This is a genomic window from Streptomyces sp. NRRL S-1022, from assembly GCF_000720135.1.
In the GTDB taxonomy this organism is placed as follows: Bacteria; Actinomycetota; Actinomycetes; order Streptomycetales; family Streptomycetaceae; genus Streptomyces.
The window spans coordinates 17,988-44,858 of the sequence record NZ_JOIU01000021.1 but is presented as its reverse complement, the minus strand read 5'-3'; the positions used below and the strand labels follow the sequence as shown (position 1 = coordinate 44,858).

Here is a 26,871-nt window from a genome sequence, read left to right as displayed (position 1 = left end):
AGTGCCAACAGATTCGCGCAAGTGCCAACATCATCAGGTGCGCGCATCCCGCTGGCAATGCCTGTGGACAACTCATTGCCCGAGGAAATCGATGCCGTATGGTCGACAGAGCGCCCGCCGACGAGCCGCGACGGCGGCGACCGACCGGGAGGAGCCCCCGTGACGCAGCAGGTCCCGTCGACCGAGCCGGAGCTGGCCGGAGTGCGCAATTTCCGTGATGTCGGCGGGCTGCCGACCGTGGACGGACGGCGGGTGCGTCACGGAGTGCTCTTCCGCAGCGGCCACCTCGCGCACGCGACGCAGGAGGACGCGGCCTTCCTCGCCTCCCTGGGCCTGCACACGGTCTTCGACTTCCGCAACGCGGCCGACCAGAAGCTGGAGGGCCCCGACGTCGAGCTGCCCGGCGTGCGGAACGTGAACCTGCCGCTGAGCGACCCGGCGGACGGCGCCGAGTTCTGGAAGATGGTCCGCGAGGGCGACCTCGACCAGCTGCGCGCGATCCTGGACGACGGCAAGGGCGCGGCCCGCATGATCGCCTCCTACCGGAGGATCGTCGTCGAGCGCACCGCCGAGCACTCCCGGGTGCTGCACGCGCTCTCCGACGACAGCGTGCCCGCGCTGATGCACTGCGCGGCCGGCAAGGACCGCGCCGGGATCTCGATCGCGGTGACCCTCCTCGCCCTGGGGGTCGAGCGGGACGCGATCGTCGCCGACTACCTGGAGTCGGCCGCCGGTCACCGGCGCTACAAGGTCCGCCGCAGCGGCAGCGCGGACAGCGCGTACACCCCCGAGGTGATGGAGCTGCTCGACCCGCTCTTCGACGCCCGCGCCGAGTACCTGGAGGCGGCCTTCGCGAGCATCGAGGGGACCTGGGGCGACGTGGACACGTACCTCGCACAGGGCCTGGGCCTGTCGGCCGAGTCCCGCGGCCGGCTGCGCGAGCGCCTGCTGGACTGACCCGGGTACCGGTGTCAGCCCTTGGCGCCCACCGCGAACAGCAGGTAGAGGAACCCGGCCAGGACGTGCCCGAGGGCGATGTAGATGATCAGCCGGACCCACAGGGAACGGGGGAACTTGGTCTCGTAATTGCTCATGGGAGTTCTCCGGTCGGCGGCCCCAGGCACAGCGTGGCCGTGGGGCTCTGCAGCAGGGTGTGGACGAACAGCAGCTCCACGCCGTCGTGGTCCTCGGCGGCGAGGCGGTGCGGGGTGAGCGAGTCGAAGTGCGCGCTGTCGCCGGGCCCGAGCAGGTGCGCGGTGTCGCCGAGCCGCAGCCGCAGGCGTCCGCTCAGGACGTAGAGCCACTCCTCACCGGGGTGGACGCGCACGATGTCGCCCTGCGAGCCGTACGGCACCCGCACCCGCAGGGCCTGCATGCCGCGGCCGGGCGCGCCGGCCTGGACGTACGTCCAGCCGCCCGCCCGGGTCGGCTCCATGTCGGCGGCCCGCACGATGGCCTCCCGGTCGGCGACCGTCTCGCCGAGCAGCTCGGAGACGGTCGTACCGTAGATACGGGCGAGCGCGAGGAGCATCGGCAGCGACGGCTGGCGGTGCCCGGTCTCCAGCCGGGACAGATGAGCCGGCGAGAGCCCGGCGGCGCGGGCCGCGGCCTCCAGCGTGAGGCCGGTCCGCCGGCGCAGGGCGCGCAGCTGCGGCGCGACGGCGGGCAGGCCGTCGTCCGGGGCCGGGGCCGCCGGCGCGGAGTCCGAGGCGTTCATGCCTCCATTGAGCCCCAGGTTTGCCTGTGAGGCAACTTTGTTGCCTCACAGGCAAAATCCGTCAGCGGTTCGCCACCGCCTGCTTGATCAGGGTCTTGCCGAAGTCCCACATCAGCCCGCCGCCACTGTGCGCGTCGTCCATGACCGCGGTGAAGGCTGCCACGAACCGCTCCACGTCCGCCTCGTCGACGACCAGCGGCGGGATCAGCTTGATCACCTCCAGGTGGTCCCCGGAGACCTGGGTGAGGATCCGGTGCTTCTGCAGCAGCGGGACGACGACCATCTGCGCGAACAGGCCCTTGCGGGCCGCCTGGAGCATGGTCCAGCGGCTGCGCAGCTTCAGGGAGGACGGCTTGCCGAACTCGATGCCGATCATCAGGCCCCGGCCGCGGACGTCGGCGAGCAGCTCGTACCTGTCGATCAGCGCGGTGAGCCGGGCCTTCAGCAGCTCGCCCGTCCGGCGCACCCCCGCGACGATCTGCTCGTTCTCCATGACCGACAGCACGGCGAGCCCGCACGCCATCGCCTGGGCGTTGGCGCCGAAGCTCGCCGAGTGCACCAGCACCCGGTCCATGGACGAGTAGACCTTCTTGAAGATCCACTCCTTGCCGAGGGTGGCGCCGACGGGCACGTAGCCGCCGGACAGGGCCTTGGCCACGCACACCAGGTCCGGCTCGACGCCCTCCTCGTGCTGGTAGGCGTAGAAGTCGCCGGTGCGGCCCAGACCGGTCTGCACCTCGTCGGCGATGAGCAGCGCCTTGTGCCGGTGCAGCAGTTCCTGCGCGGCCCGCAGGTAGCCGGGCGGCGCCTCGTGCACGCCCTTGCCCTGGATCGGCTCCACGATCAGCGCGGCCACGTCGCCCTTCTTCAGCTCCCGGGCCAGCGCGTCGAGATCGCCGAGCGGCACGGCGGTGTCGGGCAGCAGCGGGGCGAACCCGTCGCGGAAGCCGCGCTCGCCGTTGACCGACAGGGAGCCGGTGGTCAGCCCGTGGAAGGCGTGGTCGCAGTACAGGACGCGGGGCCTGCCGGTGGCGCAGCGGGCGAACTTCAGGGCCGTCTCGACCGCCTCGGTGCCGCTGTTGCCGAAGAACACCCGGTCCAGGTGCGGGCTGTGGGCCAGCAGCCGCTCGGCGAGCAGGCCGGGCAGCGGCTGGCAGTCGAACCGGGTGAGGTCGGCGAGGTCCAGGTCCAGGACGTCGTGCAGCGCCTTGCGGACGACCGGGTGGTGGCGGCCCAGCCCCATCACCCCGAACCCGGCGAGCATGTCCAGGTGGTCGTTGCCCTCCGCGTCGAAGAAGTGGGCACCCTCGGCGCGCTCGTAGACCTTGTCGAAGCCGATGGTGTGCAGCATGCGCGGGAGCTGCGGGTTGAGGTGCTTCGCGTGCAGCTCGTAGCGTTCGGCTCCGCGCTCGGCGAGCAGGGCGCCGAGGTCGAACTCGGTGGTCATTCACTCTCCTTGACGGTGCCGTCGGCGTCCTTGACGTCCCCGGCCTCCCTGACGTCTCTGACGTCCTTGACGGCCAGACTCGCACTGATCCGCCCGGCGATCTCCACCGGTGTGAGGCCGATGTCGGCCAGCACCTCGCTGCGCTTGGCGTGCGCGAGGAACTGCTCCGGGATCCCGAACCGCCGTACCGGCACGTCCACCTCGGCGTCCCCCAGGGCCAGCGCCACCGCCGAACCGACGCCCGCCGACCGGCTGTTGTCCTCGACCACGGCGACCAGACGGTGCCCGGCCGCGAGGCCCGGCAGCGCGGGGTCGACGGGCTTGACCCAGCGCGGGTCCACCACCGTGCAGCCGATGCCGCGCGCCTGGAGCAGCTCGGCGGTCCGGAGGCACACCGGGGCCATCACGCCGACGGCCACCAGCAGCACCTCGGGGCGTGCGGCGCGGTGCAGGACGTCCATGCCGCCGACCCGGTCGAGCGCCGGGACGACCGGGCCCACGGACTCCTTCGGGAAGCGGACCAGGGTGGGCGCGTCGTCCACGGCGACCGCCTCGCGCAGCTGGGCGCGCAGCTGGTCGGCGTCGCGCGGGGCGGCGATCCTGAGGCCCGGGACGACCTGGAGGACGGACATGTCCCACATGCCGTTGTGCGAGGGTCCGTCGGTGCCGGTCACGCCGGCCCGGTCCAGGACGAAGGTGACCCCGCAGCGGTGCAGGGCGACGTCCATCAGCAGCTGGTCGAAGGCGCGGTTGAGGAAGGTGGCGTAGACGGCGACGACCGGGTGCAGCCCGCCGGTGGCGAGGCCCGCCGCGGAGACGGCCGCGTGCTGCTCGGCGATGCCCACGTCCCACACCCGGTCCGGGAAGCGTTCGGCGAAGGCGGCGAGGCCCACCGGGTGCAGCATGGCCGCCGTGATCGCCACGACGTCCGCGCGCTCCTGGCCGATCCGCACCATCTCCTCGCCGAACACCGAGGTCCAGGAGGGCCCGCCGGCCGGGGTGAGCGGCGCGCAGGTCAGCGGGTCCATCACGCCGACGGAGTGGAAGTGGTCCTCCTCGTGCGCGAGGGCGGGCTCGTAACCGCGGCCCTTCTCGGTGAGGCAGTGCACCAGGACGGGGCCGTGGAAGCGTTTCGCGCGGCGCAGCGCGGACTCCACGGCCTGGACGTCGTGGCCGTCGATCGGGCCGAGGTACTTCAGCCCCAGGTCCTCGAACATGCCCTGGGGGGCGAAGGCGTCCTTGAAGCCCTTCTTCGCACCGTGCAGGGACTCGTAGAGGGTGGTGCCGACGACCGGGGTGCGCTGGAGCACCTCCTTGCCCCAGGCGAGGAACTTCTCGTAGCCGTCGGTGGTGCGCAGGGTGGCCAGGTGGTTGGCGAGGCCGCCGATGGTCGGGGCGTAGGACCGCTCGTTGTCGTTGACGACGATGATCAGCGGCCGGTCCCTGGCCGCGGCGATGTTGTTGAGCGCCTCCCAGGCCATGCCGCCGGTCAGCGCGCCGTCGCCGATGACCGCGACCACATGGCCCTTCTCCCCCTGCACCTGGCGGGCCTTGGCGAGGCCGTCGGCCCAGCCGAGCGCGGTGGAGGCGTGGCTGTTCTCGATGACGTCGTGCTCGGACTCCTCGCGCGAGGGGTAGCCGGACAGCCCGCCCTTGCCGCGCAGCTTCGAGAAGTCCTGCCGGCCGGTCAGCAGCTTGTGCACGTAGCTCTGGTGGCCGGTGTCCCACAGGATCCGGTCGACCGGTGACTCGAAGACCCGGTGCAGGGCGACGGTCAGTTCCACCACGCCCAGGTTGGGTCCGAGGTGACCGCCGGTCCTCGACACCGCGTGCACCAGGAACTCACGTATCTCCTCGGACAGTGCACCGAGTTCCGCCTCGGACAGCGCCTTCAGGTCGCGTGGTTCCCGGATCCTCTCCAGAATGGTCACGCTCGGGCCCCCTCTCGGTCCGTGCCTTGCCTCAACTCACTTGGTCTGCGGGGCTCGTCCGCTCGGCGAGCTTCATCGCCTCCTCGATCAGGGTCTCCACGATCTTCGACTCGGGGACGGTCTTGACGACCTCGCCCTTGACGAAGATCTGGCCCTTGCCGTTGCCGGAGGCGACGCCGAGATCGGCCTCGCGGGCCTCGCCCGGGCCGTTGACGACGCAGCCCATCACCGCCACCCGGAGCGGCACCTCCATGCCGTCCAGGCCCGCGGTGACCTCCTCGGCGAGCTTGTACACGTCCACCTGGGCCCGGCCGCAGGACGGGCAGGAGACGATCTCCAGGCGCCGCTGCCTGAGCCCCAGCGACTGGAGGATCTGGAGGCCGACCTTGACCTCCTCGGCCGCGCGATCTCCTTGACCTTGTCGTCGAACTGCTTGATGTTGCCGGGGTTCACGCGGACCGCGGCGCAGCCGGCCTCGATGGCGGCGAAGACGTACTTCGGCTGGAAGTGGATGTCCGCGATCACCGGGATCTGGGACTTCTTCGCGATGGTGGCGAGGGCGTCCGCGTCGTCCTGCGTGGGGCAGGCGACGCGGACGATCTGGCAGCCGGACGCGGTGAGTTCCGCGATCTGCTGCAAGGTGGCGCCGATGTCGGACGTACGGGTCGTCGTCATCGACTGCACCGACACCGGGGCACCGCCCCCGACCGCCACCGGCCCGACCTGGATCTGCCGCGACAGGCGCCGCGGCGCGACCGGACGGGCCGGTACCCCGGGAACGCCCAAGGGAACGGCGGTCACCGGGTCACTCCCGGTTTCCGGAGACGGTCTCGCGCATCGCCCGCAGCGACTCCTTCAGGGAGCCCATGGTGGCGAGGACGGCGGTGGGCTCGTAGCCGCAGTGCGCCATGCAGTTGGCGCAGCGCGGGTCCTTGCCCCGGCCGTACTTGTCCCAGTCGGTCTCCTCGATGAGCTCCCGGTACGTCGGCACGTACCCGTCGCTCATCAGGTAGCAGGGGCGCTGCCAGCCGAACAGCGAGTAGTTGGGGATCGCCCACGCGGTGCACGGGAAGTCGACCTTGCCCTCCAGGAAGTCCAGGAAGAGCGGGGAGTGGTTGAGCCGCCACTTTTTGCGGTTGCCGCCCGCGAAGGCCTTCTTGAACAGCTCGCGGGTCTGCTCGACGCCGAGGAAGTGCTCCTGGTCGGGAGCCTTCTCGTAGGCGTAGGCGGGCGAGATCATCATCTCGTCGACCTTGAGGTCGTCGTTGAGGAAGTTGAGCACCTCGACGATGGTCTGCGGGGTGTCGGTGTTGAAGAAGGTGGAGTTGGTGGTCACCCGGAAGCCGCGCCGCTTGGCCTCCTTGATGGCCGCCACCGCCTCGTCGAACACGCCTTCCTTCGCCACGGACTCGTCGTGCCGCTCGCGCAGTCCGTCGATGTGCACGGCGAAGGCGAAGTAGGGCGACGGCGTGAACTTGTCCATCTTCTTGCGCAGCAGCATCGCGTTGGTGCACAGGAAGACGTACTTCCGCTTCGCCACCAACTGCCGCACGATCTCGTCGATCTGAGGGTGCATCAACGGTTCGCCGCCGGCGATGGAGACCATCGGCGCACCGGACTCCAGCACCGCGCCCACCGCCTGGGCGACCGGCATGCGCTGCTTGAGCACACCGGCCGGGTGCTGGATCTTGCCGCAGCCCTCGCACTTCAGATTGCAGGCGAACAGGGGTTCCAGCTCGACAATGAGCGGAAACTTGTCCCGCCTGCGGAGCTTCTGTTCAGCCAGGTACGTAGCGACCTTGATGGACTGGCGCAACGGCATGGCCATCTGGCTCACCTCCGGGGGAGCAGCAAGGAACGGTGCCATTCGAAAAATGCGGGAAGGATGGAACGGAGCACACGGAAGGCGGATATCCCGCCGCGCACCGTGCCGATCCGGACGAGTTCGTGTTCGGGAGCGTCCACGACCACCCGGACGGCCGCGACCGGGCGTTCGCCCGTGCGGACGGCGGCCAGCAGCGTGGCCGCCGACTCCATGTCGACGGCGATCGCGCCGGTGGCGAGCAGGTCGGACCGCTCGGGTCCCCGGACGACGTGGTCGGAGCCGGTGAGCGGGCCGGTGTGGACCGTGCGTCCGGGCAGCAGGCGCACGAGTTCCTTGACCAGCAGTTCGGTTCCCACGCACGGGACGGTCCCGTGCGGGTCCCGGGTCTCCTCGGCGACGACCAGGTCGCCGGGGTGCATGCCGGGGGCGAGCCCGGCACAGAAGCCGGTGGCCAGCACGGCCGCGCCGGCCGCCGCCGGGCCGGCCAGGTGCCGGGTGACGGAGCGTTCCGCCGCACGGGGGCCCATGCCCGTGCGGACGAGGGTCACCGGCCCGCCGGCACCGCCGTGGTCGCCTGTGCGCAGGGCGAGGTGCTCGATGCCGAGCGCGCAGGCGATCAGCAGCGGGGCCGGGGCGGGCTGGTTGCTCACCTCAGCTCACCTTGGCCCCGGACAGCGGCTTCCTGGTGAGCAGGCGGCGTTCGAAGGGGTCGCCGTGCAGGTACCGGCCGAGCGCGGTGAGCGGGAACACCTGCCGGTACAGGTGGTAGTTGATGGAGAAGTCCCAGGGGAAGCCGGTGCCGGTGAAGTACGGCTCGTCCCAGGTGCCGTCCGCCCGCTGGGTGCCGGCCAGCCACCGCACGCCGCGCTCGACGGCCTCGGACTCCTTCTCCCCCGCCGCGAGCAGCGCCATCAGCGCCCACGCGGTCTGCGAGGGGGTGGAGGCGCCCCGGCCGCTCCATTCCTTGGCGTACTTGTAGGAGCGCAGGTCCTCGCCCCAGCCGCCGTCGTCGTTCTGGACGCTCTCCAGCCAGGCCACGGCCCGCCGGATCGCCGGGTGCGAGCCGGGCAGACCGGCCGCCGTCAGGGCGGGCACCACGGACCCGGTGCCGTAGATGTAGTTGACGCCCCAGCGGCCGAACCACGAGCCGTTCGGCTCCTGTTCGGCGAGCAGCCAGTCGATGCCGCGCCGGGTGCGCGGGTCGTGGGCCAGGCCCTCGGCGGCGAGCATCTCCACGACGTGCGCGGTGACGTCGGCGGACGGCGGGTCGATGACCTCGCCGAAGTCGCAGAACGGCAGCCGGTTGGGGAACGGGCTGGTGTTGTCGACGTCGAAGGCGCCCCAGGCGCCGTTCTTCGACTGCATGCCGAGGTTCCAGCGCACCGCCCGCCCGATGGCCTTGTCCACGCGCTCCGGGTCGTGGTGGCGGACCCGGCGCAGCGCGAGGGCGACCTCGGCGGTGTCGTCGATGTCCGGGTAGTTGTCGTTGTGGAACTCGAACGCCCAGCCGCCCGGCGGGAGGTGCGGGCGCCGTACGGCCCAGTCGCCGGGCCGGACGATCTCCTCGCCGAGCATCCAGTCGGCCGCCTTGACCAGTTGCGGATGGTCGACGGGGAGACCGGCGTCGACTAGGGCGATGGCGGCCAGACAGGTGTCCCAGACCGGGGACTGGCAGGCCTCGATCATCCGGGCGCCGTCCTCGCGCCAGACGGCGAACCGGTCCAGCGAGGCGAGGCCCTCGCGCAGCACCGGGTGCTCCAGGTCGTAGCCGAGCAGGTGCAGGGCGATGACCGAGTACACGGCCGGGGGCTGGATGCCGCCCCAGCAGCCGTCGTTCTCCTGCCGTTCGATGATCCAGCGGGCCGCCGAGTTCATCGCGGCCCGGCGGAGCCGGCGCACGGCGACCCTGCGGTAGCCGCGGACCACCTTGTCGAGCCGCTGGAAGACGCCGTCCCAGCTGGCCACGGGGGCCGGCGGCTGCGGCGGGTTCGGGTTCGCCGGGTCGGTGTGCAGCTCGTCCAGGGCGAAGGGGGCCGGGCGGACCGGGCGCTTGGCGGAGACGATGGTGAGCGGCACGATGGTCTGCCGCGCCCAGCACCCGAAGTTGTAGATGTTGAGCGGGAACCAGGTCGGGAAGTAGATCAGCTCCGGCGGGAGTTCGGGCAGGTCCTCCCACTTCCACCAGCCGAACAGGGCGAGCCAGATCCGGGTGAAGACCCGGGCGGCCGCGATGCCCCCGCGCTCGCGGACCCAGGCGGAGGCCTTCGCCATGTGCGGGGCGTCGGGCGCGTCGCCGGCCAGGCGCAGGGCGACGTAGGCCTCGACGGTGGTGGACAGTTCGCCGGGCCCGCCGTAGAAGGTGGCCCAGGTGCCGTCCTCGCGCTGCTCGCCGCGGATGAACTTCGCGGCGGCCCGTACGGTCTCTTCGTCCAGGATGCCCAGGAACTGACGGAGCAGCAGGTCCTCGGCGTCCATGGTGACGTTGGTCTCCAGGTCGCCCTTCCACCAGCCCTGGGCGTCCTGCGTGGCGAGCAGGAAGTCGGTGGCGCGGCGGGCGGCGCCGGCGGCGGCTTCTTGTACCCCGGCCGTCTCGGGGGTGATGAGGGTGGTGTCGCTGGCCGCGGCAGCGCGGGACGGCAAGGTCGCCCCGGTGCTTCCGTCGGTCGTCGCTGTCATGGCTTCCCCTTCGTGCAGTCGTGCGAGTCGTGCTGCTGTGGGTCCGCCGTCGGCCGGTGTCCTGATCCCTGGAACACCGGCCGGCGACTACGCGAGGCTTATCGAGCCAATACTGGTCATCTCTTTCGTACGACGACGAAGTCCGCGAGTGCCGTGAAGGAGTCCCGCACCCGGTCGGGCATGCCGACGGCGTCGAGGGCCTCGATGGCGACGGTGTGCTGACGGCGCGCTTCCTCGGCCGTCCACGCGCGGCCGCCGGCCTCCTCGATGAGCGCGGCGCGGGCCGCGAACTCCTCCTCGGAGAAGTTCGCGACGTCGCTGCTCTTGGCGTCGGCGGCGAGGATCTCGCCGAGCTGCTCGGAGGCGGGGCCGCCGGCCGCGAGCGCGGCCACCACCGGCAGGGACTTCTTGCGCTGGCGCAGGTCGCTCCAGGTCTGCTTGCCGGTGGCCTCCGGGTCGCCCCAGATGCCGAGCAGGTCGTCCACGGCCTGGAAGGCGAGGCCGAGGTGGTAGCCGTACCGTTCCAGCGCGTCGGCGGTGGCGTCGTCCGCGCCGCCGAGGACCGCGCCGATGGAGGAGGCGCAGGCGAGCAGGGCGCCGGTCTTGTTGCCCTCCATCTCCAGGCACTCCTCGACGCTGACCCAGTCGCGGTGCTCGTAGGAGATGTCCTGGGCCTGACCGTCGATCAGGGCACGGGTGGCGGTGGTCAGGCGGCGGGTGGCGCGGCCGGCCTCGGCGGTGCCTAGTTCCAGCAGGACCTCGCCGGCGAGGGCGAACAGGGCGTCGCCGACCAGGATGGCCTGGGCGGGGCCGTGCACCTTCCAGACGGTGTCGCGGTGCCGGCGCTGCTCGTCGCCGTCCATCAGGTCGTCGTGCAGCAGCGAGAAGTTGTGCACGAGTTCGACGGCGACCGCACCCGGGATGCCCACCTCGGGTGCGGCGCCGGTGACCTCGGCGGAGAGCACGGCGAGCGCGGGGCGGACGGCCTTGCCGCCGTCGCCGTCGGCGGGGTTGCCGGCGGCGTCGATCCAGCCGAAGTGGTACGCGGCGACGGTGTCCATGGGAGGCGCCAGGCGGTCGACGGCCGCGCGCAGCACCGGTGTGGCCAGGGTCCGGCCGCGCTCCAGCAGCGCGGCGACGTCCACCGCGGCCCGTGGAGCGGGCGTCGAGGCCGGGGGCACAGTGGTGGGCACAGTCTCTCCTCTTGTTGCGGTGCCGGGGGTGCGGGGGCGTGCCGCCTGCCGGTCGGGCATCAGGCCGCCTCCTCGAAAGCGAAGAGGTGGCGGGGGCGGGGCCGGCCCAGGGCGCCGAGGGCGGCGTCGGCCGCGCTCACTCCGCTGCGGACCGCACTCTCCATGGTCGCGGGCCACCCGGTGGCGGTCCACGCTCCGGCCAGGTACAGGCCGGGGGCCTTGGTGCGGGCGCCGGGCCGCAGCCGCCCGACGCCGGGGGTGGGGGCGAACGTCGCCGTGCGCTCCCGGGTCACGAAGAAGTCCTCCACCACGGCCGCGCGGGTGCCGGGGATGAGGCGTTCCAGCTCGGGCAGGTAGCGCTCGCGCAGCTCGGCGACCGGAGTGTCGATCTCGTCCTGCGCGGCCGACTGCGACAGCGCGAGGTACTGTCCGGTGCGCAGCCCGGAGGCCCGGGTGCGGTCGAACACCCACTGCACGGGGGTGCCGAGGGCGGCGAAGAAGGGCCGCGCGAGCACCGGGCGGTCGTAGACCACGTGGACGTTGAGGATCGGCGCGGTGCCGATCTCCAGCAGCCGCTCGGGCGCGTCGAGGGCGCCGGGCGGCAGCAGGCCGTGGGCCTCGCGCTGGGGTACGGCGAGGACGACCGCGTCGGTTTCGAGATTCCCGCCGGGAACCTGAACGCTCCACGTCCCGTTCTCGTTGACAGAGACGGAGGTGACGCGTGTACGGACCTCGGTACGCACGCCCGCGGAGTCGAGCGCCTTGCGGGCCAGCCGGTCGTGCAGTTCGCCCAGCGGGACGCGGGCCCAGCCGATGTCGGCCGCGCCCGGGTCGGACAGCAGACCGGTCTTGAACACCATCGCGGCGAGCCCCAGCGAGGCGTCGCCCGCGACCGCGTTGAGGGTGGCGACGCCGACCAGGTCCCACAGGGCCTCGACGGCGCGCGCCGACTGGCCGTGCGCGGCCAGCCAGCTGCCGAAGTCCTGGGTGTCCAGGGCCGGATCGGCGGGGTCGAGCCCCTTCAGCGCGAGCGCGGCACGCCCGACGGCCGCGCGCTCGGCGAGCGAGAGGTGCGGGTAGGCGGCCAGGCTGCGCCCCAGGTGAAGGGGGACGGGCAGCGGGTCGCGCCGCAGCCTGCCGAGCCGCCGTCCCTCGGGCCTGGCGACGTCGACGACGGGCACGTCCAGGCGGTCCTGCAGCGGTGCCAGCGCCGCGGCCTCGATCCGGTCGAGGAACCAGCGGTAGGCGGTGCAGCAGCGCAGGTACACGTGCTGGCCGTTGTCGACGGTCAGTGAGCCGCGCTGAAAGGAGAAGGCGAGGCCGCCCAGCCTGGGCCTGCCTTCGAGCAGGGTGACCCGGACGCCCGCGTCGGCGAGGGCGAGTGCCGCGGTGGTCCCGGCGAGGCCGCCGCCGACCACGACCGCGCTGCGGCCCGCCGTGCGCGGGGTGCCGGCCCGCGCCGGTGCGGGGGGTGAGCCGTCGCTCATCGTGCGTCCTTCCCTCCGTGCGCGAGCGCTCCGCGGGCCGGGCCGGCCGGGGCCGTCGGTCGTCCGCGGGCCGGTCGCGGCTGGTCGTGCCCATGCGGCGGCAGCCGCATGTCCAGCAGGGCCGCGCGGCCCCTGGGGGCGCGCGTGTGCTGGTTGAACGGTGCACGCCCGGCCGTCGGAGTCAGGGACGCCACGCCGCGGGGAAGGGTTGCCTGTCTCATGCCGTCCGGTGCGGCCGGCTCCGGTGCGGTGCGCTGCATCAGGCGCGCCTCCGCACGGAGCGCCGGGAGACCTGGCGGGTCACGTGCCGGGTGTCGAGCCCGGACAGGCCGCGCACGGCGACGTAGGCCTTCTCGTGGCCGGGCAGCGAGACCCGGCCGCGCAGCACGGCCTCCGGATCGCGCTCGATGCGGTCCAGCAGCCGGCGGTAGATGCCGGCCATCGCGGCCACGCAGGCGCCGCTGCGCCGGTCGAGCATGGGCAGCAGCCGGTAGCCCTCGGCGAACAGGGCGCGGGCGCGGCGCACCTCGAAGTGGACGAGACCGGCGAAGTCGGAGCCGTCCGGCGGGGTCGGCCCGTGGAACCCGGCCGAGCAGCCGAACTTGGCCAGGTCGTCGGCGGGCAGGTACGTACGGCCGCCCTGCGCGTCCTCGCGGACGTCGCGCAGGATGTTGGTGAGCTGCAGGGCGAGGCCCAGCGTGTCGGCGTACTCGGCCGCGCGCTCGGCGCCGCGGGCCCCCGGTTCGGTGCCGAACACGCCGAGCGAGAGGCGGCCGATGGCACCGGCGACACACCGGCAGTACACCTTCAGGTCGTCCCAGGTCTCGTAGGTCTCCCCGCGGAGGTCCATCTGGACGCCGTCGATCAGCTCGTCGAGCCCGCCGAGCGGGATCGGGAAGGCGTCCGCCGCGTGGCTGAGGGCGACGGCCACCGGGTCGGTGTCGTCCTCCTCCACGTCGCCCCGGCGGATCCGGGCGAGCAGCGCCCGGGTGTCCTCCAGGCGCGCCAGCTTGACCTCGCCGGCCAGGTCGCCGTCGCCGATGTCGTCCACGCGCCGGGAGAACGCGTACAGCGCCGACATGGCGCGGCGCTTGGCCGTCGGCAGCAGCCGGATGCCGTACGCGAAGTTGCGGGCCTGCTGCCCGGTCACGGTTTCGCAGTAGCTGTAGGCGGCGAGTACCGGCGCGGACAGGTGCGGCGGAGACTCCACGGTCCGGATCACCCCTCTCCTCGCAGGATCGTGCCCGCCTCACGCAGCAACTGGACCTTGCCGGGTCGGGGCGGGCCGGGAAGTACGTCGTATTCGGCGGCGGCGATCGCCCGGATCGCCGCCCTTCCCCCCGCCACGAACCCCGCGAGCAGCAGCTTCAGCCTTCCGGGGACGCTACCCACGAGGGGGGCGCCTTCATTCAGCAGATCGCGGGCGCGTTGCGCTTCGTATGCAACCAGGGCGCGCACCGATGCGCCCGCGGTTTTCGCGGCGAGGTCCGCTTCCTGGACGTGGAAGCGTTTCATGTCCGCGGCGGGGAGGTAGATCCGGTCGCGGCCGAGGTCCTCGGCGACGTCCTGGAGGTGCTCCACGATCTGCAGCGCGGTGCAGACCGCGTCGGACAGCCGGACCCGCTCGGGGGTGGAGGTGCCGGTGACGGCGAGGACGAGGCGGCCGACGGGGTTGGCGGACAGTTCGCAGTAGGCGAGGAGGTCGTCGTAGGTCTCGTACCGGGTGACGAGCTGGTCCTGGCGGTTGGCGGCGATCAGCCCGAGGAACGGCTCGGGGGTGAGGGCGCGGCGGCGGACGGTCGGCTGGAGGCGGCGCAGCAGCGGGTGGCGCGGGGTGCCGCCGAAGACGCGGCGCAGGTCGGCCTCGAAGGCGTCGAGGACGACGAGCCGGTCCGCGGCCGGCGGCACGCCGAGCAGCCGGGCGTCGGCGCCGCCGGGGGCGAGGTCGCCGTCGCCGATGTCGTCGACGAGGCGGGCGAAGCCGTAGACGGCCATGAGGTCCTCGCGCCAGGCCCTGGGCAGGAAGAAGGGGGCCACGGGGAAGTTCTCGCCGGCGGCCTTGTCCAGCGTGGCGCGTTCCAGGCCGGGCGCCGTGCCGGTGGCCGTCATCGGGCGCTGCCCGGGGCGGGGACGGCACATACTGCCCCGAGCAGGGGAGTTTCCGTAGCCATTGCCGTCACATCTCCCGTTCTACACTGCCGACCCAATACACACTATTTCGGACACGCCGCCCCGCGCCGCGCAGGGCCGTCCCGGCGCAGGGTGTCGCGCATTATCGCCCCACTTGCCGGTTTCCGGCACCGGTACAGCTTACGTTGTACAACGCGGTACGGACCTTCGGGGTGTCCTGCACATCACAACAACACACCGATCGGCTCCAAGATTCCTTACGCCAGGGCGAGTTGACGCTTCCTTTGCAGACGCAGGGCCCCGCCGGAGGAATTCCGGCGGGGCCCTGGCCGAAACACGTCACTTGCCCGTGAACTTCTCGTACTCCTTCAGGACCTCTTCGGTCGGACCGTCCATGCGCAGTTCGCCGCGTTCCAGCCACAGCACGCGGTCGCAGGTGTCACGGATGGACTTGTTGTTGTGGCTGACCAGGAAGCGCATCGGCAGGGTGATGAAGTCGCCCTTCTCGTTGATCCCGGAGAAGTCGACGATGTCCTGGTAGCGCTCCTTGATCTGCTCCCGGGACATGCCCATCGCCAGACCGCCCAGGATGATGTTCCGCTCACCCGTGAGGTCGTTCATCAGCGCCGCGTTCACGCCCAGCAGGGAGGGCTGGCCGTCGGTGTAGACCTTGCCCTTCTCCGCGGGCAGCAGACCGGCGATGGCGCGCAGCAGGGTCGACTTGCCGGAGCCGTTGGAGCCGATCAGGCCGATGGCCTCGCCGCGGTAGGCGACGAAGGACACCCCGCGCACGGCGTGCACCTTGCGCACCCCGCGCGCCGTGTCGTCGGAACCCCGCCTGAGGATCCTGCTCAGGGCCGCCGTCGCGCTGCCCTTGCCGGTCTTGGCGCCGTTGACCCGGTAGACGATGTGCAGATCGTCCGCGATGACCGTAGGGCGCGGGTCCGCGCCGGACCCGGTGTTCGGCTCAGCCACGGCCGTACCTCTCCTCAGCCTTCCAGAAGTACACGAAACCGCCGGCGAAGACGGCCACGGCCCAGAACAGGGCGATGGCCCACACGTGCGGCGGCAGGTTCGAGGCACCGTAGCCGTCGATCAGGGCGAACCGCATCAGGTCCATGTAGACCGCGGCCGGGTTCACCTGGAGCAGGCGGACCGCCAGCTCGGAGCGGCCCTCCATCATCTTGTTGATGGAGAACATGACACCCGAGGTGTACATCCAGGTCCGCAGGATGAACGGCATCAGCTGGGCCAGGTCGGGTGTCTTGGCCCCCATGCGCGCCACGATCAGCGCGAGCCCGGTGTTGAACAGGAACTGCAGCAGCAGGACCGGCACGATCAGCAGCCAGGACAGCCCCGGGTAGCTGCCGAAGCCGATCGCCACGAGGAACATGACGATCATCGAGAAGAGCAGCTGCTGCAGCTGCTGGAGCGAGAAGGAGACGGGCAGCGAGGCGCGCGGGAAGTGCAGGGCGCGCACCAGCCCCAGGTTGCCGGAGATCGCGCGGACGCCCGACATGACCGAGCTCTGCGTGAAGGTGAACACGAACACGCCGGTGACCAGGAACGGGATGTAGACGTCCTGGGACAGGCCACGGCTCGCGTGCAGGATCACGCCGAAGATGAAGTAGTAGACCGCCGCGTTCAGCAGCGGCGTGGCCACCTGCCAGAGCTGGCCGAGCTTGGCCTGGCTGTACTGCGCGGTCAGCTTCGCCTGGGAGAAGGCGAGGATGAAGTGGCGGCGCCCCCAGAGCTGACGGACGTACTCCACGAGCGAGGGCCGGGCGCCGCTCACGGAGAGCCCGTACTTCTCGGCGAGCCGGGCCGCCGTCAGTCCCTCGTCGGGCGACGGGGCCGCGGTCACCGCGACCGTGCCGTCGTGCGTGCTCTCACTCACAGGTGTGGAAACTTTCGTCTTCGTCTTCGGGTTCGCGGGCGTCCTGCCGTGCGCGCGGACGCACCGGCGCACAGGGTCGAGCTTGTCAGATGACCGGGGGACGGCCCAGTCGGGTGAGCCGCCACACGGTACGCCAGCGCATCGGGCGGCGCGGGCCGCAGGGCGTGGTCCAGCCTTCCCGGAAACCGCCGAACCATGCCTTCAGGGCCGGCCCCGAGGGGCGGCGGAGCAGGGTGAGCAGCAGCCAGACGCCCAGGTAGACGGGGACCAGGAGGACGGGGAGGTTGCGGCGGGCGAGCCAGACCCGGTTGCGCGCGACCATGCGGTGGTAGACCGCGTGCCGCGAGGGCGCGGTCGTCGGGTGGTACAGCACCATGTCGGACCGGTAGTCGATCATCCAGCCGGCGTCGAGGGCCCGCCAGGCCAGGTCGGTCTCCTCGTGGGCGTAGAAGAACTCGTCCGGGAGCCCGCCGACCTCGGCGAGGACGCGGGTGCGGACGGCGTTGGCGCCGCCGAGGAAGGTGGTGACCCGGCTGGAGCGCATCGGGTCGGAGGCGCGCAGCCTCGGCACGTGCCGGCGCTGGGTCTCGCCGGTGTCGGGGTCGGCGATGCGGAAGCTGATGATGCCCAGCTCCGGGTCGGCCGCGAAGGCCTCCCGGCACAGCTCGGCGGTGTCGCGCCGGGCGAGCAGGCCGTCGTCGTCGAGGAAGAGCAATATGTCGACATTGCGGCCGCCGGGCCCGAAGGCCTCTATGCCGACGTTGCGCCCGCCGGGGATGCCCAGGTTCTCGGGCAGTTCCACGGTCCGTACGCCCTCGGGGACGTCCGGGACGGGCGAGCCGTTGCCGACGACGACCACCTCGACCGGGTCGCCGTCCTGCTCGGCGACGGAGGCCAGCAGGGCGCGCAGCTCCTCGGGCCGGTTGCCCATGGTGATGATGACGGCGCCGACCTTCACGGGGGCGCTCACTTCAGCCTGCTGGAGGCGAGGATGGACACCAGGTGCAGCAGCGTCTGCAGCAGGGCGATGCCCGCGAGGACGGCCGTACCGAGGCGGGTGAAGAACAGGTCGCCGCGCGCCTGGTCCACGATCGCGAGGACCAGGATGAGCAGCGAGGCCTCGATGCCGAGGATCAGCCGGTGGAACTTCAGCGCCGCGGCGGCCCGGCGGGCCAGCGCCATGCCGGAGGAGCGCAGCTCGGAGGCGGCCTCCTGCACCGGGGGCCTGCCGGTCTGGTGGCGGGCGACGCCGACCAGGTCGGTCTCGGCCTTGATCAGGATGGCACCGAGCGCGGCGAGGGTGCCGAGGAAGGCCCACAGCCAGTCGATCCGGCCGCCGCCCCACAGGTCGGCGGCGCGCAGGCCGAGGCCGACCAGTACGGCCGCGTCGGTGAGGTAGGCGCCGACGCGGTCCAGGTAGACCCCGGCGAGCGAGTACTGCTTCTTCCAGCGGGCGATCTCGCCGTCGACGCAGTCCAGCAGCAGGTACAGCTGGGTGGCGACCACGCCCAGCACGGCGCCCGGGATCCCCGGCACCAGCAGGGCCGGGGCCGCGAGCACCCCGCAGACGGTCATCAGGTACGTGAGCTGGTTGGGCGTGACCCTGGTGTTCACCAGGTAGCGGTCGACGCGCAGGGACACCTCGCGCATGTAGAGGCGTCCCGCCCAGTGCTCACCGCTGCGCCGGTCCTTCACCCCCGCGGGGTGGACGACCGGACGGAGTTCAGCTACCGATGGCCTTGACATAGTCGGCGTAGATGTCCTTGATCTGGTTCGTCTTGAGGTCGAGGTGTTCGAGGATCGTGTAGCGGCCGGGCCGGGTCTCGGGGGCGAACTCCACCGCGCGGACGAACTCGTCCAGCGTGAAGCCGATCTCCTCCGGCAGCACCGGGAGCCCGTGCCGGCGCAGCACCTCGGCCATGTACGCCGACTCCTCGTGGGCGCCGCGCAGGTACATCGCGAAGGCGGCACCGAGGCCGCACTGCTCGCCGTGGGCGGCGGCGCGCTTGGGGTAGAGCAGGTCGAAGGCGTGGTTGATCTCGTGGCAGGCGCCGGAGGACGGGCGCGAGTCGCCCGACACGGACATGGCGATGCCGGTGAGGACCAGCGACTCGGCGAGCACCTGGAGGAAGCCGTCGTCGCCGACCCCGCCGGGGTGCCGGAGCACCGCCTCGCCGGCCTGGCGGGCCATGGCGGCGGCCAGACCGTCGATCTTCTCGCCGTTGACCCGGTTCGCCAGCTCCCAGTCCGCGACCGCGGAGATGTTGGAGACGGCGTCGCCGATGCCGGAGCGGACGAACCGGACGGGTGCCTCACGGATCACGTCGAGGTCGATGATGACCGCGATCGGGTTGGGCACGCCGTACGAGCCGCGGCCCGCGTCGTTGTCGAGGGTCGCGACCGGGGAGCACAGGCCGTCGTGGGCGAGGTTGGTGGCGACCGCGACCAGCGGCAGGCCGACCCGGGCCGCCGCGAACTTGGCGCAGTCGATGATCTTCCCGCCGCCGAGGCCGACGACCGCGTCGTAGTGGCCGGCCTTTATGTCGCTCGCCAGCCGCACCGCGTCGTCGATGGTGCCGCCGCCGACCTCGTACCAGCTGGCGCCGGGCAGCGAGGGGGCGATCCGTTCGCGCAGCCGGGCGCCGGAGCCGCCGCTGACGGCGATGGCGAGCTTGCCGGACTGCGAGACGCGCTCGTCGGCGAGGACCGAGGCCAGGTCGTCCAGAGCACCCGGGCGGATGTCCACGACGACCGGCGAGGGGATGAGCCGGGTCAGTACTGGCACGCGATCTCCCGTCCACGGGCGAGGTCGTCGTGGTTGTCGATCTCGACCCACTTGACGTCGCCGATCGGCGCCACGTCGATACGGAAGCCCCGGTTGACGAGCTCCTGGTAGCCGTGCTCGTAGAACTGCTGCGGGTCGGTCTCCCAGACCGTCTTCAGCGCGTCGGCCAGCTCCGCAGCGGCGTCGCCCTCGATCAGGGTGACGCCGATGTACTCGCCGGTGGCCTCGGCCGGGTCCATCAGCTTGGTGATCCGCGTCATGCCCTTGCCGGGGTCGACGACGACCTTCATCTCCTCGTCGGCGAGGTTCTTCACGGTGTCGAGGGCGAGGATGATGCGCCGGCCCTCGCCCCGCGCGGCGAGCAGGGTCTTCTCGACGGAGACCGGGTGCACGGTGTCGCCGTTGGCGAGGATCACGCCGTCCTTGAGGGCGTCACGGCCGCACCACAGGGAGTAGGCGTTGTTCCACTCCTCGGCCTTGTCGTTGTCGATGAGGGTGAGCTTGAGGCCGTACTTGGCCTCCAGGGCCGCCTTGCGCTCGTAGACGGCCTCCTTGCGGTAGCCGACGATGATCGCGACCTCGGTCAGCCCGATCTCGGCGAAGTTGCCGAGCGTCAGGTCCAGCACCGTGATCGAGTCCTCTATGCCCGCGGGCCCCACCGGCACCAGCGCCTTCGGCAGGCTGTCGGTGTAGGGGCGCAGACGCCGTCCGGCGCCGGCCGCGAGCACGAGGCCGATCATGCGGTTTCTCCTTCGTCGTGTACGGCGGGCGCCCCAGCGGACACCCAGAAGCGGATGCTCTCGACGAGCACCACCAGGGCGACGGCCACGGCGAGGACCGTGAGCGCGGCCTGGAACTGAGCAGCGGTGAGCACCGCGGCGAGGACGGTGACGAGCAGCGTCCGCCCCTCGTGCCCCCCGATGGCGCGCACCAGCCGGGCCGGGGGCGCTCCGGCGTTGCCGCGGATGCGGTACACCGTGTCGTAGTGATGGTAGGCGACGGCCGCCACCAGGCCGAAAGCCGCAGGAAGGGCCCCGTTCACCCCGGCTTTGCAGGCCAGGGCGAGCACCGTGCCGTACTCGGCGGCCCGGAAGAAGGGCGGGACCAGCCAGTCGAGGGCGCCCTTGAGGGGGCGGGCGACGGCGAGGGCCGAGGCGAGGACGTACACGAGGGCGCCGGCGACCGGCAGCGGCCCGCCGAAGTCCGTGAGGGCCGAGGCGGCCGTGACGGCGGCGCCGCCGAGGAGGGCGACGGCGGGGACGGCGAGGCCGGGCAGCCCCTTGCCGGCCACGCGCCGCACGGCACCGGCGAGCGGTCCGGAGTCGGCGAGGTCGGCGAGGGCCTGGGCGGCCCGGTCGGTCCGCTGCGCCTTGCGGGTCAGCGAGCGCAGCACCCGGCCGGCGGTCGTGTACGTCGCCGCGAAGGCGCAGCCGGCGAGCAGGACGTAGAAGGTGATCCGCGGGGTGGTGGCCGCGGTGAGGACCGCGATCAGCGCCCAGCGTTCGCCGATCGGCAGCACGATCATCCGCCGCAGCCACACCGTCCAGCCGACGCTGTCGAGCTTGTCGGAGAGGGCGGCGGTGGGGCTGGTGTTGGCGGTGGCGTCGTGGTTGGCCTCGTTGAAGGAGAAGTCGACCACGTGCCGGCAGGTCTGCAGGATCATCGCGCCGAGCGCGAGCGCCCACACGTCGTCGCCTCCCCCGCTGCCGCCCGCGGCCGATGCGCCGAGCGCGAGGCCGGCGTAGTAGGCGTACTCCTTGGCCCGGTCGAAGGTGGCGTCGAGCCAGGCGCCGAGGGTGGAGTACTTCAGGGCGTAGCGGGCGAGCTGGCCGTCGGTGCAGTCCAGGACGAAGGAGGCGATCAGCAGCACACCGGCCGCGACGAAGCCGCCGCGGGTGCCGGTCGCCGCGCAGCCCGCCGCTATCAGCGCGGTGAGCAGCGAGGCCGTGGTGACCTGGTTCGGGGTCAGGCCGCGGCGGGCGCACCAGCGGGCGAGGTAGCGCGAGTACGGGCTGATGAAGAACGTGGTGAAGAAGCCGTCGCGGGACTTCACGGCCGACTTCAGGCGTACGGCCTCGTCGTCGACGGCGGCCACGGCCTGCCGGGCCTCGTTGCGGGCCTGCGGGTCGTCGGGGACGGTGGCGACCAGGCTGCCCAGCTCCGGCCGGTGCACCGCGCCGCCGTCGGCGTCGAGCGCGCCGGCGACCCGGTCGGCGAGGCAGTCCACGGCGAGCGCGGGGGCCCCGCCGGTCCCGGTGGTGCCGCCGTCGGCAGAGGTCTCGCGGGCCACGGCCCGGGTGAGCGCCTGCCGGGCGGCGGGCTGGGCGGTGACGGCGCCGGGTACGGCGGCGAGCGGGAAGCGCGGGTCGGTCAGGCCGAGGCGCAGCGCGTGCGGGTGGCCGACGAAACGGGCGTCGACCAGGGCCACGCGCCGGCCGGCCGGCACGGCGGCGAGCAGGGCCTCCGTCTCCGCGGCGTCGGCCGCCGGTCGCACCTCGAAGCCGAGGGACCGCAGATCGTGCTCCAGGGACGATCCGGGGACCGGCTGACCGGTGACGATGGCGGTCGACAACCGAACTCACTCCCTGGGTGCCGGCGCGCGGGCGCCGGTCGTCTGCGTGGTGGGGCGCCCCTGCCTGCGGCACCCGGGCGGCATGTCGGCAGAGGCTATCGGATGGGCCGGAGCCCGTGTTCACCGGCCGTTCACGGCCCGGTCCACGAGGACTGCCCCGGCCTTTGCCGCGATCATCATCGGGGATCGGGGGCCCGGCCCACAAACCGGTGGGGCAGACCCGGGCAACCGGGACACCGGGGCGGGGCGGCATAGGGTGGACGACCATGACGTGGCTGATCACCGGCGGAGCCGGATACATCGGGGCGCACGTGGCGCGGGCCATGGCGGGCGCCGGGGAGAGCGTCGTGGCGCTGGACGACCTGTCGGCCGCCGTGCCCGCGCGGCTGCCGGCCGAGGTGCCGCTCGTCCGGGGCTCGACGCTGGACGGGGACCTGCTCAAGCGGGTCTTCGCGGAGCACGGCGTGACGGGTGTGGTGCATCTCGCAGCGCGCAAGCAGGTCGCGGAGTCGGTGGCGCAGCCCACCCGCTACTACCGGGAGAACGTGGGCGGTCTGGCCACCCTGCTGGACGCGGTCGCCGAGGCGGGCATCGGCCGGCTGCTGTTCTCCTCGTCGGCGGCCGTGTACGGCAACCCGGACGTGGACCTGATCACCGAGGACACCCCGTGCGCCCCGGTGAACCCGTACGGCGAGACCAAGCTGGCCGGGGAGTGGCTGGTGCGGGCGGCGGGCCGGGCGCACGGGATCTCCACGGTGTGCCTGCGCTTCTTCAACGTGGCGGGCGCCGCGGCGCCGGAGCTGGCGGACACGGGTGTGTTCAACATCGTGCCGATGGTCTTCGACCGGCTCACCCGTGACGAGGCCCCGCGCATCTTCGGCGACGACTACCCGACGCCGGACGGCACCTGCGTGCGCGACTACATCCACGTCGCCGATCTCGCCGACGCCCACCTGGCCGCGGCCCGGCGGCTGGCCGGCGGGGAGCCGTCCGGCGATCTGACGCTGAACATCGGCCGGGGCGAGGGCGTCTCGGTGCGCGAGCTGATCACGGTCGTCGGAGAGGTGACCGGGGACCGCCGGGCGCCCGTGGTGGAGGAACGGCGTCCCGGTGACGCCCCGCGCGCGGTGGCCTCGGCCGAGCGGGCCGCCGAGGTGCTGGGCTGGCGGGCCCGGCGCGGGGTGCGGGAGATGGTCGAGTCGGCGTGGGCGGGCTGGCGGCTGCACCACGGCCGGTGAGCGCCGGCGGCCGCACCCCGGCCGGTGAGCCGCGGCCACGCTGACCTGCGGAACGTTTCCGCAGATCAGAGCACATGACAACGGTGTTCAGTGCCGCGTTGCCCGCTGCCCGCGCCCCGTAGTTCACTGGCCTCCGGGCAGGCACACGGAAGGCGGTAGTCATGGGGGCAGGGCACGACCACGGGCACGCGCACACCCACGTGCCGGCTCCGGGTACGGCCACGGCCGCGTACCGGGGCCGGCTGCGGATCGCGCTCGGCATCACGCTGACGGTCATGGTGGTCGAGATCGTCGGCGGGCTGGTCGCGGACTCGCTCGCGCTGATCGCGGACGCGGCCCACATGGCGACCGACGCGGTGGGCCTGGGCATGGCGCTGGTCGCCGTGCACTTCGCGAACCGCCCGGCGAGCACCAACCGCACCTTCGGCTTCGCCCGCGCCGAGATCCTCGCGGCTCTGGCCAACTGTCTGCTGCTGCTCGGGGTCGGCGGATACGTGCTGTACGAGGCGGTGCAGCGGTTCGTGGAGCCCGCGGCGACCCGGGGCGGCCTGATGGTCGTGTTCGGCCTCGTCGGCCTGGTCGCGAACTCCGTCTCGCTGGTCCTGCTGATGCGCGGCCAGAAGGAGAGCCTGAACGTGCGCGGCGCCTTCCTGGAGGTGGCCGCGGACGCGCTGGGCTCGGTGGCGGTGCTGATCTCGGCGGCCGTGATCCTGACCACCGGCTGGCAGGCGGCGGACCCGGTCGCCTCGCTGGTCATCGGGCTGATGATCGTGCCGCGGACGCTGAAGCTGCTGCGCGAGACGCTGGACGTGCTGCTGGAGGCGGCCCCCAAGGGGGTCGACATGGCGGAGGTCCGGGCGCACATCCTGGCGCTGGAGGGCGTGGAGGACGTCCACGACCTGCACGCCTGGACGATCACCTCGGGCATGCCGGTGCTCTCGGCGCACGTGGTGGTCAGCTCCGAGGCGCTGAACGCCATCGGGCACGAGAAGATGCTGCACGAGCTGCAGGGCTGCATCGGCCACCACTTCGACGTGGAGCACTGCACCTTCCAGCTGGAGCCGGGCGGTCACGCGGAGCACGAAGCGCGGCTGTGCCACTGACCGTACGCACTCCCGTTCGGCGCATCCCCGGACGGTTCCCCGCGGCGGTCGCCGGGCACGATGATCCACCGGGTCCGGCTCCCGGATGCCGCGCCGCGCGCGGGCCCGTGGACGTGCCGGGAGTGCCGGATTCGTACGGCAGACTTGGGGTGCGAGAACCGAGGCGAAGGATGGGTATGCCGATCACACCTGCCACCGCGAAGCACAGCTCGTCGGAGGGCACCGCAGAGGCGATTTTGCTGGAACTGGTCGACGAGAAGGGTGTGACGACCGGTACGGCGGAGAAGCTCGCCGCCCATCAGCCGCCCGGGCAGCTGCACCGGGCGTTCTCGGTGTTCCTCTTCGACGAGCGGGGCCGGCTGCTGCTCCAGCAGCGGGCCCTCGGCAAGTACCACTCCCCCGGTGTGTGGTCCAACACCTGCTGCGGTCATCCCTACCCGGGCGAGGCGCCGTTCGCGGCGGCGTCCCGGCGCACGTTCGAGGAGCTGGGCGTGTCGCCGTCGCTGCTCGCGGAGGCCGGCACGGTCCGGTACAACCACCCGGACCCCGCCTCGGGCCTGGTGGAGCAGGAGTTCAACCACCTGTTCGTCGGCCTGGTGCAGGCAGCGCTCGGACCGGACCCGGAGGAGGTAGCCCGGACCGCCTTCGTGACGGCGGCCGAGCTGGCCGAGCGGCACGCCAGGGACCCCTTCTCGGCCTGGTTCATGACCGTCCTGGACGCGGCCCGCCCGGCGATCAGGGAGCTGACGGGCCCGTCCGCGGGCTGGTAGGGGCTACGTCAGCGACGCGGGCTTGAGCGGCAGGGCGGCCCAGATCACCTTGCCGCCGCTCGCGGTGTGCTCCACGTCCACCACCCCGCCCGCCTCCCGCGCCACCTCGCGCACCAGGAGCAGTCCCCGGCCCCCGGTCCGGCCGTGGTCGGCCTCCAGGGCGGTGGGACGGTAGGGGTGGTTGTCCTCCACGGACACCCGCACCCATTCGGCTCCGACGGCCACCTCCACGGCGAGCACCGGCGACAGCAGCGCCGCGTGCCGGACCGCGTTGGTGACCAGCTCGGAGACGATCAGCAGCAGGCCGTGCACCAGGTCGTCGGAGACCGGCACACCCTGGCGCAGCAGCAGGTCCCGCACCGCGTGCCGGGCCTGCGGGACCGAGGCGTCCACCGCGGCCGCGGTGAACCGCCAGACACCTTCGTACGGCAGGGGATCCGGCGGCCGCTCGGCACCGCTCCCCGCTGGGCGCGGGCCGTCCCCGCGCCCATGGTCGTCCATCGTCCGGTCGCCACCCTCGCGCTCGATTGTCACCACACGTCGAGTGTTGGTAACGACGCGCTCCGGTCCGGGTTCCTGAACACAAGTCGGCGGGTATCGAACGGTTTCTGACCGACTCCGTGTGACCTGGTCGCGGTCGGGACTGTTCCTGTTCCCCGGGCGCCGGTTCGCGAACTAGTCGGGTTGTACGAGGCCGACGATACGATCCCCGCATGGAGCCCCAGCTGTCCCACCAGGTCACCGACTCCGTCGCCACCGTGGTGATCCGTCATCCCGCCAAGCGCAACGCCATGACGACCGCGATGTGGCGGGCCCTGCCCCCGCTGCTGGACGCGCTGGCCCGCGACCACGGGGTACGGGCGCTGGTGCTGACCGGCGAGGGCGACACCTTCTGCGCGGGCGCCGACATCTCCACGCTGAAGGGCTCGCCGGAGGAGGCGCCGGCCCTCGCGGTCGCGGCCGAGGAGGCCCTGGCCGCGTTCCCCAAGCCGACCCTGGCCGCGGTGCGCGGGCACTGCGTGGGCGGCGGGGCGCAGCTCGCGGCGGCCTGTGATCTGCGGCTGGCCGAGGAGGAGGCCCTGTTCGGGGTGACACCGGCGAAGCTCGGTGTCGTGTACCCGGCCTCCTCGACCCGCCGGCTGGTGTCGCTGGTCGGTCCGGCCACGGCCAAGTACCTCCTGTTCACGGGCGAGTTGATCGATGCCGGGCGGGCACTGCACACCGGCCTGGTGGACGAGGTGCTGCCCGGGGGCGACCTGGACAAGCGGGTCGCGGACCTGACCCGGGTCCTGGTGTCCCGCTCGCAGCTCACCCAGGCCGCCGCCAAGGAGTTCGCCGACGGCCGCACCGACCGCGACGCCCACTGGAGGGCGCAGGCACGCGGCAGCGGCGACACCGCGGAGGGGGTCGCCGCGTTCCTGGAGCGCCGGCAGCCGCGCTTCACCTGGAGCGTGTCTACGCCAGGCTGAACCGCCGGCCCGCGCGCAGTTCCTCGACCAGGTGCGCGGGCGCCTTGTGCGGGGAGCCGGCGTCGTAGGGCGGCTGGGGGTCGTACTCGGTCAGCAGCTGGACGGCCTGGGCGTGTTCGTCGCCCGCGATCCGGCCGGCCAGGGTGAGCGCCATGTCGATGCCGGCGGACACCCCGGCGGCGGTGACGTACTTGCCGTCGGTCACCACCCGCTCCCCCGTCGGCTCGGCGCCGAACCCGCCCAGCAGGTCCAGGGCGGTGAAGTGGCTGGTCGCGCGGCGGCCGCGGAGCAGTCCCGCGGCGGCCAGCAGCAGCGAGCCGGAGCAGACCGACGTCGTCCAGGTGCTCGTCGCGTCGGCCGCGCGCAGCCAGTCCAGCAGGACCGGGTTCTCCAGCTGGGCCATGGTGCCGGGCCCGCCGGAGACCACCACCAGGTCGGGATCGGGCATCTCGGCCAGAGCCCGGTCGGCGGTGACGGCGAGGAACCCGGTGTCCGTGCGGACCGGGCCGGCCCGTTCGGCGACGAAGGCGAGGCGCGCGTCCGGCAGCCGGCTGAGCATCTCGTAGGGTCCCACGACGTCCAGGGCGGTGAAGCGGTCGTAGACGACCAGGGCGATCTGCATCGGTTTCCT

The 26,871-nt window shown here is 72.4% G+C and carries 26 protein-coding genes and 1 pseudogene; 5 read left to right on the top strand and 22 right to left on the bottom strand.

All coding sequences use genetic code 11. The annotated features are described in order from the left end of the window. Positions 1 to 159: 159 nt before the first annotated feature. Entirely contained in the window at positions 160 to 957 is a 798-nt protein-coding gene (locus IG05_RS0128205) for a tyrosine-protein phosphatase (protein WP_030346832.1), read from the top strand. Positions 958 to 971: 14 nt separating this feature from the next. Here IG05_RS0128205 and IG05_RS42580 read toward each other — a convergent pair whose 3' ends face one another. The 20 genes and pseudogenes from IG05_RS42580 to IG05_RS0128110 form a co-directional block, all read right to left on the bottom strand. Next, positions 972 to 1,094, bottom strand: a complete 123-nt coding sequence (locus IG05_RS42580; protein WP_037814849.1) for a DUF6126 family protein — start codon at positions 1,092 to 1,094, stop codon at positions 972 to 974. Beyond that, positions 1,091 to 1,717 (bottom strand): helix-turn-helix domain-containing protein, encoded by a 627-nt coding sequence (locus tag IG05_RS0128195; protein WP_030346831.1) that lies wholly within the window; start codon positions 1,715 to 1,717, stop codon positions 1,091 to 1,093. The genes IG05_RS42580 and IG05_RS0128195 overlap by 4 nt, the downstream gene beginning before the upstream one ends. A 61-nt stretch (positions 1,718 to 1,778) precedes the next feature. Next, positions 1,779 to 3,164: an aspartate aminotransferase family protein gene (locus tag IG05_RS0128190; protein WP_030346830.1), complete on the bottom strand. Its 1,386-nt coding sequence runs from the start codon at positions 3,162 to 3,164 to the stop codon at positions 1,779 to 1,781. Next, the gene (dxs, locus tag IG05_RS0128185) at positions 3,161 to 5,095 is read right to left on the bottom strand and encodes a 1-deoxy-D-xylulose-5-phosphate synthase (protein WP_030346829.1); all 1,935 of its coding nucleotides are present in this window, start codon (positions 5,093 to 5,095) and stop codon (positions 3,161 to 3,163) included. Before dxs ends, IG05_RS0128190 begins: the two co-directional genes overlap by 4 nt. Before the next feature lie 31 nt (positions 5,096 to 5,126). Continuing rightward, positions 5,127 to 5,896, bottom strand: a pseudogene (locus IG05_RS42575) (flavodoxin-dependent (E)-4-hydroxy-3-methylbut-2-enyl-diphosphate synthase). Between the two features lie 4 nt (positions 5,897 to 5,900). After that, positions 5,901 to 6,923, bottom strand: coding sequence for an adenosyl-hopene transferase HpnH (hpnH, locus tag IG05_RS0128175; protein ID WP_030346828.1), 1,023 nt, complete (start codon positions 6,921 to 6,923; stop codon positions 5,901 to 5,903). Positions 6,924 to 6,928: 5 nt separating this feature from the next. Beyond that, complete coding sequence (locus IG05_RS0128170; RefSeq protein ID WP_030346827.1) at positions 6,929 to 7,570, bottom strand: hypothetical protein; 642 nt, start codon at positions 7,568 to 7,570, stop codon at positions 6,929 to 6,931. Position 7,571: 1 nt separating this feature from the next. Beyond that, positions 7,572 to 9,596, bottom strand: a complete 2,025-nt coding sequence (shc, locus tag IG05_RS0128165) for a squalene--hopene cyclase (protein WP_030346826.1) — start codon at positions 9,594 to 9,596, stop codon at positions 7,572 to 7,574. A gap of 116 nt (positions 9,597 to 9,712) precedes the next feature. Continuing rightward, a complete protein-coding gene (locus IG05_RS0128160) occupies positions 9,713 to 10,849 on the bottom strand; it encodes a polyprenyl synthetase family protein (RefSeq protein ID WP_078894540.1) in 1,137 nt (378 codons plus the stop codon). Further along, positions 10,849 to 12,276 (bottom strand): hydroxysqualene dehydroxylase HpnE, encoded by a 1,428-nt coding sequence (gene hpnE, locus IG05_RS0128155; protein ID WP_030346824.1) that lies wholly within the window; start codon positions 12,274 to 12,276, stop codon positions 10,849 to 10,851. The genes IG05_RS0128160 and hpnE overlap by 1 nt, the downstream gene beginning before the upstream one ends. Further along, positions 12,273 to 12,497, bottom strand: coding sequence for a DUF6380 family protein (locus IG05_RS50665; RefSeq protein WP_420707632.1), 225 nt, complete (start codon positions 12,495 to 12,497; stop codon positions 12,273 to 12,275). The genes hpnE and IG05_RS50665 overlap by 4 nt, the downstream gene beginning before the upstream one ends. 38 nt (positions 12,498 to 12,535) lie before the next feature. Then, positions 12,536 to 13,498, bottom strand: a complete 963-nt coding sequence (gene hpnD / locus IG05_RS0128150) for a presqualene diphosphate synthase HpnD (RefSeq protein ID WP_030346823.1) — start codon at positions 13,496 to 13,498, stop codon at positions 12,536 to 12,538. Then, entirely contained in the window at positions 13,495 to 14,385 is an 891-nt protein-coding gene (gene hpnC / locus IG05_RS0128145) for a squalene synthase HpnC (protein WP_030346822.1), read from the bottom strand. The genes hpnD and hpnC overlap by 4 nt, the downstream gene beginning before the upstream one ends. Positions 14,386 to 14,745: 360 nt before the next feature. After that, complete coding sequence (locus IG05_RS0128140; protein ID WP_030346821.1) at positions 14,746 to 15,381, bottom strand: ABC transporter ATP-binding protein; 636 nt, start codon at positions 15,379 to 15,381, stop codon at positions 14,746 to 14,748. Continuing rightward, positions 15,374 to 16,303: an ABC transporter permease gene (locus IG05_RS0128135; RefSeq protein WP_030346820.1), complete on the bottom strand. Its 930-nt coding sequence runs from the start codon at positions 16,301 to 16,303 to the stop codon at positions 15,374 to 15,376. Before IG05_RS0128135 ends, IG05_RS0128140 begins: the two co-directional genes overlap by 8 nt. An 85-nt stretch (positions 16,304 to 16,388) precedes the next feature. After that, complete coding sequence (locus IG05_RS0128130) at positions 16,389 to 17,261, bottom strand: glycosyltransferase family 2 protein (protein WP_030346819.1); 873 nt, start codon at positions 17,259 to 17,261, stop codon at positions 16,389 to 16,391. Between the two features lie 8 nt (positions 17,262 to 17,269). Next, positions 17,270 to 18,049: a CDP-alcohol phosphatidyltransferase family protein gene (locus IG05_RS0128125; protein ID WP_078894560.1), complete on the bottom strand. Its 780-nt coding sequence runs from the start codon at positions 18,047 to 18,049 to the stop codon at positions 17,270 to 17,272. Continuing rightward, on the bottom strand, positions 18,027 to 19,088 hold the full coding sequence (locus IG05_RS0128120) for an iron-containing alcohol dehydrogenase family protein (RefSeq protein ID WP_030346817.1): 1,062 nt from the start codon (positions 19,086 to 19,088) through the stop codon (positions 18,027 to 18,029). Before IG05_RS0128120 ends, IG05_RS0128125 begins: the two co-directional genes overlap by 23 nt. Beyond that, positions 19,076 to 19,828: a sugar phosphate nucleotidyltransferase gene (locus IG05_RS0128115; RefSeq protein WP_030346816.1), complete on the bottom strand. Its 753-nt coding sequence runs from the start codon at positions 19,826 to 19,828 to the stop codon at positions 19,076 to 19,078. The genes IG05_RS0128120 and IG05_RS0128115 overlap by 13 nt, the downstream gene beginning before the upstream one ends. Continuing rightward, entirely contained in the window at positions 19,825 to 21,660 is a 1,836-nt protein-coding gene (locus tag IG05_RS0128110) for a DUF5941 domain-containing protein (protein ID WP_030346815.1), read from the bottom strand. Before IG05_RS0128110 ends, IG05_RS0128115 begins: the two co-directional genes overlap by 4 nt. Positions 21,661 to 21,926: 266 nt before the next feature. Between IG05_RS0128110 and galE the strand changes: the two genes are divergently transcribed. From galE to idi, 3 genes are all read left to right on the top strand, one after another. Further along, positions 21,927 to 22,898: a UDP-glucose 4-epimerase GalE gene (galE, locus tag IG05_RS0128105; protein WP_030346814.1), complete on the top strand. Its 972-nt coding sequence runs from the start codon at positions 21,927 to 21,929 to the stop codon at positions 22,896 to 22,898. A gap of 161 nt (positions 22,899 to 23,059) precedes the next feature. Continuing rightward, positions 23,060 to 24,001 (top strand): cation diffusion facilitator family transporter, encoded by a 942-nt coding sequence (locus tag IG05_RS0128100; RefSeq protein WP_030346813.1) that lies wholly within the window; start codon positions 23,060 to 23,062, stop codon positions 23,999 to 24,001. A 176-nt stretch (positions 24,002 to 24,177) separates the two neighbouring features. Further along, positions 24,178 to 24,771, top strand: a complete 594-nt coding sequence (gene idi, locus IG05_RS0128095; RefSeq protein ID WP_030346812.1) for an isopentenyl-diphosphate Delta-isomerase — start codon at positions 24,178 to 24,180, stop codon at positions 24,769 to 24,771. Between the two features lie 3 nt (positions 24,772 to 24,774). On the opposite strand, the gene IG05_RS0128090 is transcribed toward idi, so the two are convergent. Next, positions 24,775 to 25,272, bottom strand: coding sequence for an ATP-binding protein (locus IG05_RS0128090; protein ID WP_037814865.1), 498 nt, complete (start codon positions 25,270 to 25,272; stop codon positions 24,775 to 24,777). Positions 25,273 to 25,484: 212 nt separating this feature from the next. Here IG05_RS0128090 and IG05_RS0128085 point away from each other — a divergent pair, with 212 nt between their 5' ends. After that, complete coding sequence (locus tag IG05_RS0128085) at positions 25,485 to 26,240, top strand: enoyl-CoA hydratase/isomerase family protein (protein WP_030346810.1); 756 nt, start codon at positions 25,485 to 25,487, stop codon at positions 26,238 to 26,240. Here IG05_RS0128085 and IG05_RS0128080 read toward each other — a convergent pair. Beyond that, positions 26,227 to 26,862: a DJ-1/PfpI family protein gene (locus IG05_RS0128080; RefSeq protein WP_030346809.1), complete on the bottom strand. Its 636-nt coding sequence runs from the start codon at positions 26,860 to 26,862 to the stop codon at positions 26,227 to 26,229. The two genes, IG05_RS0128085 and IG05_RS0128080, sit on opposite strands and share 14 nt — an antisense overlap. Positions 26,863 to 26,871 lie beyond the last annotated feature (9 nt).

What these genes read in the sequence shown, in the direction of transcription:
- hpnH (WP_030346828.1), bottom strand. Translation starts at nt 6,923, where the DNA reads ATGGCCATGCCGTTGCGCCAGTCCATCAAGGTCGCTACGTACCTGGCT.
- IG05_RS0128195 (WP_030346831.1), bottom strand. Translation starts at nt 1,717, where the DNA reads ATGAACGCCTCGGACTCCGCGCCGGCGGCCCCGGCCCCGGACGACGGC.
- IG05_RS0128100 (WP_030346813.1), top strand. Translation starts at nt 23,060, where the DNA reads ATGGGGGCAGGGCACGACCACGGGCACGCGCACACCCACGTGCCGGCT.
- IG05_RS0128190 (WP_030346830.1), bottom strand. Translation starts at nt 3,164, where the DNA reads ATGACCACCGAGTTCGACCTCGGCGCCCTGCTCGCCGAGCGCGGAGCC.
- IG05_RS0128160 (WP_078894540.1), bottom strand. Translation starts at nt 10,849, where the DNA reads ATGCCCGACCGGCAGGCGGCACGCCCCCGCACCCCCGGCACCGCAACA.
- hpnE (WP_030346824.1), bottom strand. Translation starts at nt 12,276, where the DNA reads ATGAGCGACGGCTCACCCCCCGCACCGGCGCGGGCCGGCACCCCGCGC.
- shc (WP_030346826.1), bottom strand. Translation starts at nt 9,596, where the DNA reads ATGACAGCGACGACCGACGGAAGCACCGGGGCGACCTTGCCGTCCCGC.
- IG05_RS0128090 (WP_037814865.1), bottom strand. Translation starts at nt 25,272, where the DNA reads ATGGACGACCATGGGCGCGGGGACGGCCCGCGCCCAGCGGGGAGCGGT.
- galE (WP_030346814.1), top strand. Translation starts at nt 21,927, where the DNA reads ATGACGTGGCTGATCACCGGCGGAGCCGGATACATCGGGGCGCACGTG.
- hpnC (WP_030346822.1), bottom strand. Translation starts at nt 14,385, where the DNA reads ATGACGGCCACCGGCACGGCGCCCGGCCTGGAACGCGCCACGCTGGAC.
- idi (WP_030346812.1), top strand. Translation starts at nt 24,178, where the DNA reads ATGCCGATCACACCTGCCACCGCGAAGCACAGCTCGTCGGAGGGCACC.
- IG05_RS0128080 (WP_030346809.1), bottom strand. Translation starts at nt 26,862, where the DNA reads ATGCAGATCGCCCTGGTCGTCTACGACCGCTTCACCGCCCTGGACGTC.
- IG05_RS0128125 (WP_078894560.1), bottom strand. Translation starts at nt 18,049, where the DNA reads ATGTCAAGGCCATCGGTAGCTGAACTCCGTCCGGTCGTCCACCCCGCG.
- IG05_RS50665 (WP_420707632.1), bottom strand. Translation starts at nt 12,497, where the DNA reads ATGAGACAGGCAACCCTTCCCCGCGGCGTGGCGTCCCTGACTCCGACG.
- IG05_RS42580 (WP_037814849.1), bottom strand. Translation starts at nt 1,094, where the DNA reads ATGAGCAATTACGAGACCAAGTTCCCCCGTTCCCTGTGGGTCCGGCTG.
- IG05_RS0128085 (WP_030346810.1), top strand. Translation starts at nt 25,485, where the DNA reads ATGGAGCCCCAGCTGTCCCACCAGGTCACCGACTCCGTCGCCACCGTG.
- IG05_RS0128115 (WP_030346816.1), bottom strand. Translation starts at nt 19,828, where the DNA reads ATGATCGGCCTCGTGCTCGCGGCCGGCGCCGGACGGCGTCTGCGCCCC.